Here is a 6,531-nt window from a genome sequence, read left to right as displayed (position 1 = left end):
TCCCGGCCGCGTGGTCGAGCTGACGGTGCACTCCGCGGCGATGGGGGGCCCGCGGGGGGGGGGGGGGGGCCCCCCCGCCCCCCCCCCCGCGGCCCCCCGCGCCGGTGCTGTATCTGCTCAACGGTTTCGACGGCGGCGCCGGCTCCGGCGACTGGCGCGCGGGCAAGAACTGGTTCACCCAGACCGACGCCGTGGAGTTCTTCGCCGACCGGCAGGTGACCGTGGTGATGCCGGTCGGCGGGGCGGGCAGTTTCTTCAGCGACTGGCGCGCCGACGACCCTGTGCACGGGCGGCAGCGCTGGACCACGTTCCTGGCCCGCGAACTGCCCGCCGTGATCGACTCCGCCTTCGCCGGCACCGGCGCCAACGCCATCGCCGGTCCGTCGATGGCGAGCATCGCGGTGCTGCAACTGGCCATCGCCGCGCCCGGGGTGTTCCGCGCGCTCGGCTCCTACAGCGGCTGCGCCCGCACCAGCGACCCCTTCGGCCAGGTCATGGTCGACACCATCGTCACCGGTACCCAGGGCAACACGCTGAACATGTGGGGACCGCCGACCGACCCCGCGTGGGCGGCCAACGACCCCTACCTGCACGCCGAGGAACTGCGCGGCACCGCGGTCTACCTGGCCTCGGGCAACGGCGCGCCCGGCCCGCTGGACACCCTCGGCGGGCCCGGCATCCACGACAACCCGGCGACGCTGCTCGACCAGCTCGTCATCGGCGGACTGCTCGACGCGGTGGCCGGACGCTGCACCCTGCAGGTGCGAGATCGGTTGCGGGAGTTGAACATTCCCGCCACCGTCGATCTGCGCCCGAACGGCACCCACTCGTGGGGCTACTGGCAGCAGGATCTGCGCAACTCGTGGCCGATGTTCGCTACGGCGCTCGGGCTGTGAGCGGCTCCGCGCCCCGTTCGTGCCCGAACCCCTTGGCGGGCTTGGCATTCCGCGCTTTCCGCGAAGCCGGTCGGCGGGCGCGCCGCGCCGCGCCGCCGCGTGCCGGATCGGCGGCGCACTACCGCTAGGCTGACCCTGTGCTCGAATCTTCCGCTCCCCGCCGCCGGTTCGCCTGCCGCGGCACAGTTTCGACATGACCGTCGCGGGCGACCGGCCCGCCGACGCGGCGCCGGGCGGCGACTTCGAGATCGTGGCGATCGCGTCGTCGGCGGGCGGCATCACCGCGCTCAGCCGGGTGCTGGGCGGGCTGCCCGCGCATTTCCCGGTACCGGTGCTGGTGGTGCAGCATCTGGACCCCCGCCACGAGACCATTCTCGCCGACGTCCTGGGCCGCCGGACCGCGCTGCCCGTGCGGCTCGCGGCCGCCGACGAGCACGTCGAACCCGGCGTCGTCTACATCGCCCCGCCGAACTTCCACCTGCTGGTCGGGGCCGGTGGCCGGCTCGCGCTGTCGAGCAGCGAACTCGTCCACTTCGTCCGGCCCTCGGCGGATCTGCTGTTCGAATCCGTCGCGGGTGCCTACGGCCGCGGCGCGATCGCGTGCGTGCTCACCGGTTCGGGCAGCGACGGCGCGATGGGCGCGAGCGCGGTGAAATCCCGCGGCGGCACGGTGATCGTGCAGGATCCCCAGGAAGCGGAGTTCACCGGCATGCCCGAGGCGGCGATCCGGGCCGGCGCGAGCGACTTCGTGCTGTCGCTGGCCGAGATCGCGGGCGTGATCCGCGGCCTGGTGGAGCGGACGGCGTCATGACCGATCGCACCGAGGCCGACGCGGCCCTGGAAGACCTGCTGCTGTTCATCCGCGACTCCCGCGGTTTCGACTTCACCGGATACAAGCGCTCCTCGCTGGCCCGGCGCATCCGCAAACGGATGACCGAGGTGCGCATCGGCGACTACGGCGACTACCGCGACTACCTGGAAACCAACGCCGACGAGTTCCGCTCGCTGTTCAACACCATCCTCATCAACGTCACCAGCTTCTTCCGCGACATCGAGGCGTGGCACTTCCTGCAACGGGAGGTCCTGCCCGAACTGCTCGCCGGGCTCGAACCCGGCCAGGAGATCCGTATCTGGAGCGCCGGCTGCTCGAGCGGCGAGGAAGCGTACTCGCTGGCGATCGCGCTGGCCGAGGTGCTGGGCATCGACGAGTCCGTCGAACGGGTCAAGATCTACGGCACTGACGTCGACGAGGAGGCGTTGCGCGACGCCCGCACCGGCATGTACAGCGCCAAGGCGCTCGAACCGCTGTCGGAGGAACTGCGCGACCGCTACTTCGAGCCCAACGGCGACAAGTTCGTCTTCCGCCAGGACCTGCGCCGCCGGGTGATCTTCGGCCGCCACGACATCACCCGCGACGCCCCCATCTCGCGGCTGGACCTGCTGATCTGCCGCAACACCCTGATGTATTTCAACGTCGAGGCCCAGACCCAGATCCTGGACCGCTTCCATTTCGCGCTGCGCGAAGGCGGATTCCTGTTCCTGGGCAAGGCCGAGATGCTGCTGTCGGACGGCGAACGTTTCGAGGTCGCCAACATGCGCCAGCGGATCTTCCGCCGCCGCGCCGGGGAAACCGGCGCCATGCACACCCCCGGCCAGCCGCGGCTGGACATCGGTCTCGGCGAGGAGGTGCAGGGCTTCGTGAAGCGCCGGCTGCTCACCGAACTGGCGCTGGAATCCGCGCCGTTCGCGGCCGTGGGGCTCGACACCGAAGGGAAGGTGACCGTCCTCAACGCCCAGATGCGCAACCAGTTCGGACTGACCCCGCACGACGTCGGCCGCCCGCTCAGCGACCTCGAACTGTCCTACCGCCCCATCGAACTGCGCTCGCTGATCGACCAGGCCCTCGCCGAGCACCGCAGCATCCGCGTCAACTCCGTGGAACGCCGGCTCGGCCCCGAGGACCCGCAGTACTTCGACGTGCACGTGCAGCCGATGTGGAACGGCAACGGCCCCCACACGGGTGTGGTCATCACCTTCGTCGACACCACCGTCGCCACCCGGCTCTCGCACGAGGTGAAGGTCAAGCGCGAGGAACTCGAGACCGCCTACGAGGAACTCCAGTCCACCAACGAGGAACTCGAAACCACCAACGAAGAACTGCAATCCAGCATCGAGGAACTCGAGACCACCAACGAGGAACTCCAGTCCACCAACGAGGAACTCGAAACCACCAACGAGGAACTCCAGTCCGGCAACGAAGAACTCGAGACGATGAACGAGGAGATGCGCATCCGCAGCAGCGAGCTGGACGAGACGCGCGCATTCCTCGAGGGCATCCTGTCCAGTATCGCCGCCGGAGTGGTCGTGCTCGATGGTGAGCAGCGGGTGCGCAGCTGGAACCGCGGCGCCGAGGAACTGTGGGGCCTGCGCGCCGAAGAGGTCTACCAGCAGTACTTCGCCGTCCTGGACTTCGGCCTGCCGACCGAGTCGGTGCACGACGCCATCGCCGACTGCCTGCGGACCGGAAAACGCACCGCCGCGGTCGACGTTCCGGCCGTCAACCGCATCGGCCGCTCGATCACCTGCTCGGTGACGTGTACCCCTATGGACGGCCTGCGCGACGCCGTAGTGCTGCTCATGGAGGAATCCCCGGCGATTACCCCTGGGGCGCAAGGAAATTAATGTACGCGGGAGTTGTCGCGGCCCGACACGGACAGGACTAGGCTGAGCGGATGTCGTCCGGTACGCCTCCGCACGACGACGCGCACGAGTGGCGTAACTACCTGCGGGAAATGCAGCGTGCCGATCGCGCCGCCGCCGTCGCGGCGCGTTACGAACTCCAGTCGGGGCAGCCGCCGGAGTCCATGCGGCCGTTCCGGGAACGGATGGCCGCCCTGCACCGCCAGATGGAGCGGCGCCACCGCGCCTGCGCCCGGCTCTACCGGCTGCACAACCAGCGCCTGCAGCGCTGGTCCGACGAGGGCGCCGAGGCGGAGCGGCCGCCGTTCATGTCGGCGGTCGCCGACGATCTGGGCCTGGACAGCGCCGCGGTGATCCTGTTCGACGAGCAATGGCAGGAAGTGCTCACCGCCGCCTCCGACGCCCGCTCGCGCGCCGCCTACGACCTCGAGGCCACCGTCGGGTGCGGCCCGTCCCGCGACGTCTTGGGCGGACTGGACTACGTCCTCGTCGGCGAAGCCGAACTGACCGACCGGTGGCCCGAATACGGTAGCGCCGCATGGGATCTCGGGATCCGATCGGTGCTGGCCGTTCCGCTGGCGGCCGGCCCCGGCCGGCTGGGCGCGCTGTGCGCCTACTCCGAGCACGCCCGGCTGCCCGAGACCGCCGTCCCGGCCGCCGGCCACCTCGCCGACGTCCTGGCCAACGAGGTACTGCTACACACCGACCGCACCGACACCGACGGCGTCACGCCGCGCGGGGCGCTGTACGACGACGCGGACTACTGGGCCACCGTGAACCAGGCCGTCGGCATGGTCGCGGTGCAGAGCTCGTGTTCGGTCGACACCGCACTGCTGCTGATCCGGGCGCGCGCCTTCGCCGAAGGCGTACCGCTGCCGGAACTGGCGCGCCGCATCGTGGAAGAGAGGTACCTGCTGTGCTGATCTCCGAGTCCGATCCACGCATTCCGGGAGGCGCCCGATGACCGACGAACTGGCCACGGGAGTGGCACAACTGACCGGGCTGCTGCTCGCCGACGACACCATCCTCGCCCGCCCGCAGGACATCGCCGACATCGTCGCCGCCATGCTGCCGGACAGCCCCCTGATCGGGGTGACGCTGGTCTCGGACACCACCGTGAGCGGCGGCTGCGCGGCGGCGACCGCGCTGCTGCCCGAAGAGTCCCGCCACGTCGACGAACCGGGCCCGTACCAGACCGCCGTCCGCACCGCCCGGCCGGTGTCGGTGCCGGACCTGGCCGACGAACCGCGCTGGCCCGGCTACGCCGCGCGGCTGCTCGCCCACGGCCTGCGCTCCCACGACGTCTGGCCGCTGTCCAGCGACGACGACGTGATCGGCACACTGAGCGTCTACGGACGAGAGCGCGGCGGCGTGGACCCGGCCGCGCGGGACACGGTCACCTTGATCGCCGGCCACCTCAGCGTGCTGCTGCAACTGGCGATCGACGCCAACCGCCAGAGCGCCCTGACCGACCAGCTGCGCGCCGCGCTGGGCTCGCGGTCGGTCATCGATCAGGCGGTGGGAATCCTCATGGGCCAGCACAATTGCGACCGCGACAGCGCCTTCGGCATCCTGCGCACCGTGTCCAACCGCCGCAACGTCAAACTGGCCGCCGTGGCCGCCGATCTGGTGCGGTCGATCGACGGCGCCACCCCGGTCACCGCGCACTTCGACGAGCCCGTACCGGCCCGGCGGCACTCCGGGCGCCTGCGCTAGCCGGCGCGACCCTGTGCTTCCGGCCCCACCTCACGCTCCCGCCGATCGGCCTGGTCGAAGGCCGCGGACTGGCGCTCGCCTACCAGCTGGAACCAGCCCCTTCCCGAAGATCACCACCGGCGTGGACACCGCGGCCTGAACCCGCCCGCGTCCGATAATCGCAGACATGCCCCTACCGTTCCTGCTGTTGCAGCTGCGGCCCGAACACTCCGCGGCCGACGACGAGTTCCGAGCCGTCGAACGCATCTCCGGACTGGCCCCGGGCCGGCTGGTGCGCATCCAGATGGACCGCGGGCTGCCCGAGCTGGAACTCGACGAGTTCGCCGCCGTGATCGTCGGCGGCGGACCCAGCAACGTCAGCAACCCCGATGACCATAAATACGAGTACCAGCGGCGGTTCGAGCCGACCCTGCGCGAACTGATCGCCGAGATCGTCCGCCGCGACTTCCCCTACCTGGGCGCCTGCTATGGACTGGGTATCCTCGCCGACGTCCTCGGCGGCCGCGTCGGCCGCGAGCGCTACGCCGAGACCGTCGGCGCCCAGACCATCGAACTGACCCCGGACGCGGCGGCCGATCCGCTGCTGCAGGGCCTGCCGCGCTCGTTCCGCGCGTTCGTCGGCCACAAGGAATCCTGCCAGGACGTCCCGCCCGGCGCGGTACTGCTGGGCACCTCACCCGGCTGCCCGGTGCAGATGGTGCGCGCCGGCCGGCACGTCTACGCCACCCAGTTCCATCCCGAACTGGACGGCGACGGCCTCGCCCTGCGTATCGAAACATACCGGCATGCGGGATATTTCGACCCGGACGAGGCCGACTACCTGATAGCGCTGGGCCACCGCGAGACGATCACGGCGCCCGGTGAAATTCTGCGCCGGTTCGTCACCCGCTACGGCGACGACCGGCTCGGAAACTGAAGCGCGGCAGCCTTATTCGGCCGCCGGTGCGCCCTGGGTTCCCAGCACGAAGCTGCTCTGCCCGTTGCCGTCCACGCCGGCATCGAGGATCTTGTCGTCGAGGAACGCCGCGGCCTGCTGGTCCAGGAAGATACGCGAGCCCTCGGCGGTCATCACCTGGTCGTGGGGGGGGGGGGGGGGGGGGCCCCCCCCCCGGCGCGGGGCGGGGGGGGGCGGCGGGGGGGTGGGGCGGGCCGCGGGCCGCGGGGGGGGCCGCGCCGCGGGGGGGGGGGGGAGGGCCGCGGGGGGGGGGGGGGGTAGGAG

Annotated in this window: 6 protein-coding genes and 1 pseudogene; 6 read left to right on the top strand and 1 reads right to left on the bottom strand. The window is 71.0% G+C overall.

The features are described from left to right. Positions 1-104 precede the first annotated feature (104 nt). The 6 genes from QH470_RS31695 to QH470_RS31670 all read left to right on the top strand — a co-directional run bounded on the left by QH470_RS31695 (position 105) and on the right by QH470_RS31670 (position 6,228). Positions 105-896, top strand: coding sequence for an alpha/beta hydrolase (locus QH470_RS31695; protein ID WP_280276052.1), 792 nt, complete (start codon positions 105-107; stop codon positions 894-896). 193 nt (positions 897-1,089) lie between these two features. After that, complete coding sequence (locus QH470_RS31690; RefSeq protein ID WP_280276051.1) at positions 1,090-1,707, top strand: chemotaxis protein CheB; 618 nt, start codon at positions 1,090-1,092, stop codon at positions 1,705-1,707. Beyond that, positions 1,704-3,578: a CheR family methyltransferase gene (locus QH470_RS31685; protein WP_280276050.1), complete on the top strand. Its 1,875-nt coding sequence runs from the start codon at positions 1,704-1,706 to the stop codon at positions 3,576-3,578. Before QH470_RS31690 ends, QH470_RS31685 begins: the two co-directional genes overlap by 4 nt. A gap of 50 nt (positions 3,579-3,628) precedes the next feature. Continuing rightward, positions 3,629-4,519 carry a GAF and ANTAR domain-containing protein gene (locus QH470_RS31680; protein WP_280276049.1) on the top strand — a complete coding sequence of 297 codons (891 nt, stop codon included), beginning with the start codon at positions 3,629-3,631 and terminating at the stop codon, positions 4,517-4,519. A 37-nt stretch (positions 4,520-4,556) separates the two neighbouring features. Then, a complete protein-coding gene (locus QH470_RS31675) occupies positions 4,557-5,312 on the top strand; it encodes a GAF and ANTAR domain-containing protein (RefSeq protein ID WP_280276048.1) in 756 nt (251 codons plus the stop codon). A 166-nt stretch (positions 5,313-5,478) separates the two neighbouring features. Further along, the gene (locus QH470_RS31670) at positions 5,479-6,228 is read left to right on the top strand and encodes a glutamine amidotransferase (protein WP_280276047.1); all 750 of its coding nucleotides are present in this window, start codon (positions 5,479-5,481) and stop codon (positions 6,226-6,228) included. 12 nt (positions 6,229-6,240) lie between these two features. On the opposite strand, the pseudogene QH470_RS31665 reads toward QH470_RS31670, so the two are convergent. Beyond that, positions 6,241-6,531 (bottom strand): annotated as a pseudogene (locus QH470_RS31665) (hypothetical protein); the annotation flags it as partial.

The organism is Nocardia wallacei (genome assembly GCF_029868745.1).
In the GTDB taxonomy this organism is placed as follows: domain Bacteria; phylum Actinomycetota; class Actinomycetes; order Mycobacteriales; family Mycobacteriaceae; genus Nocardia; species Nocardia wallacei_B.
The sequence above is the reverse complement of the archived record's forward strand: the minus strand, read 5'-3'. Positions and strand labels throughout refer to the sequence as shown.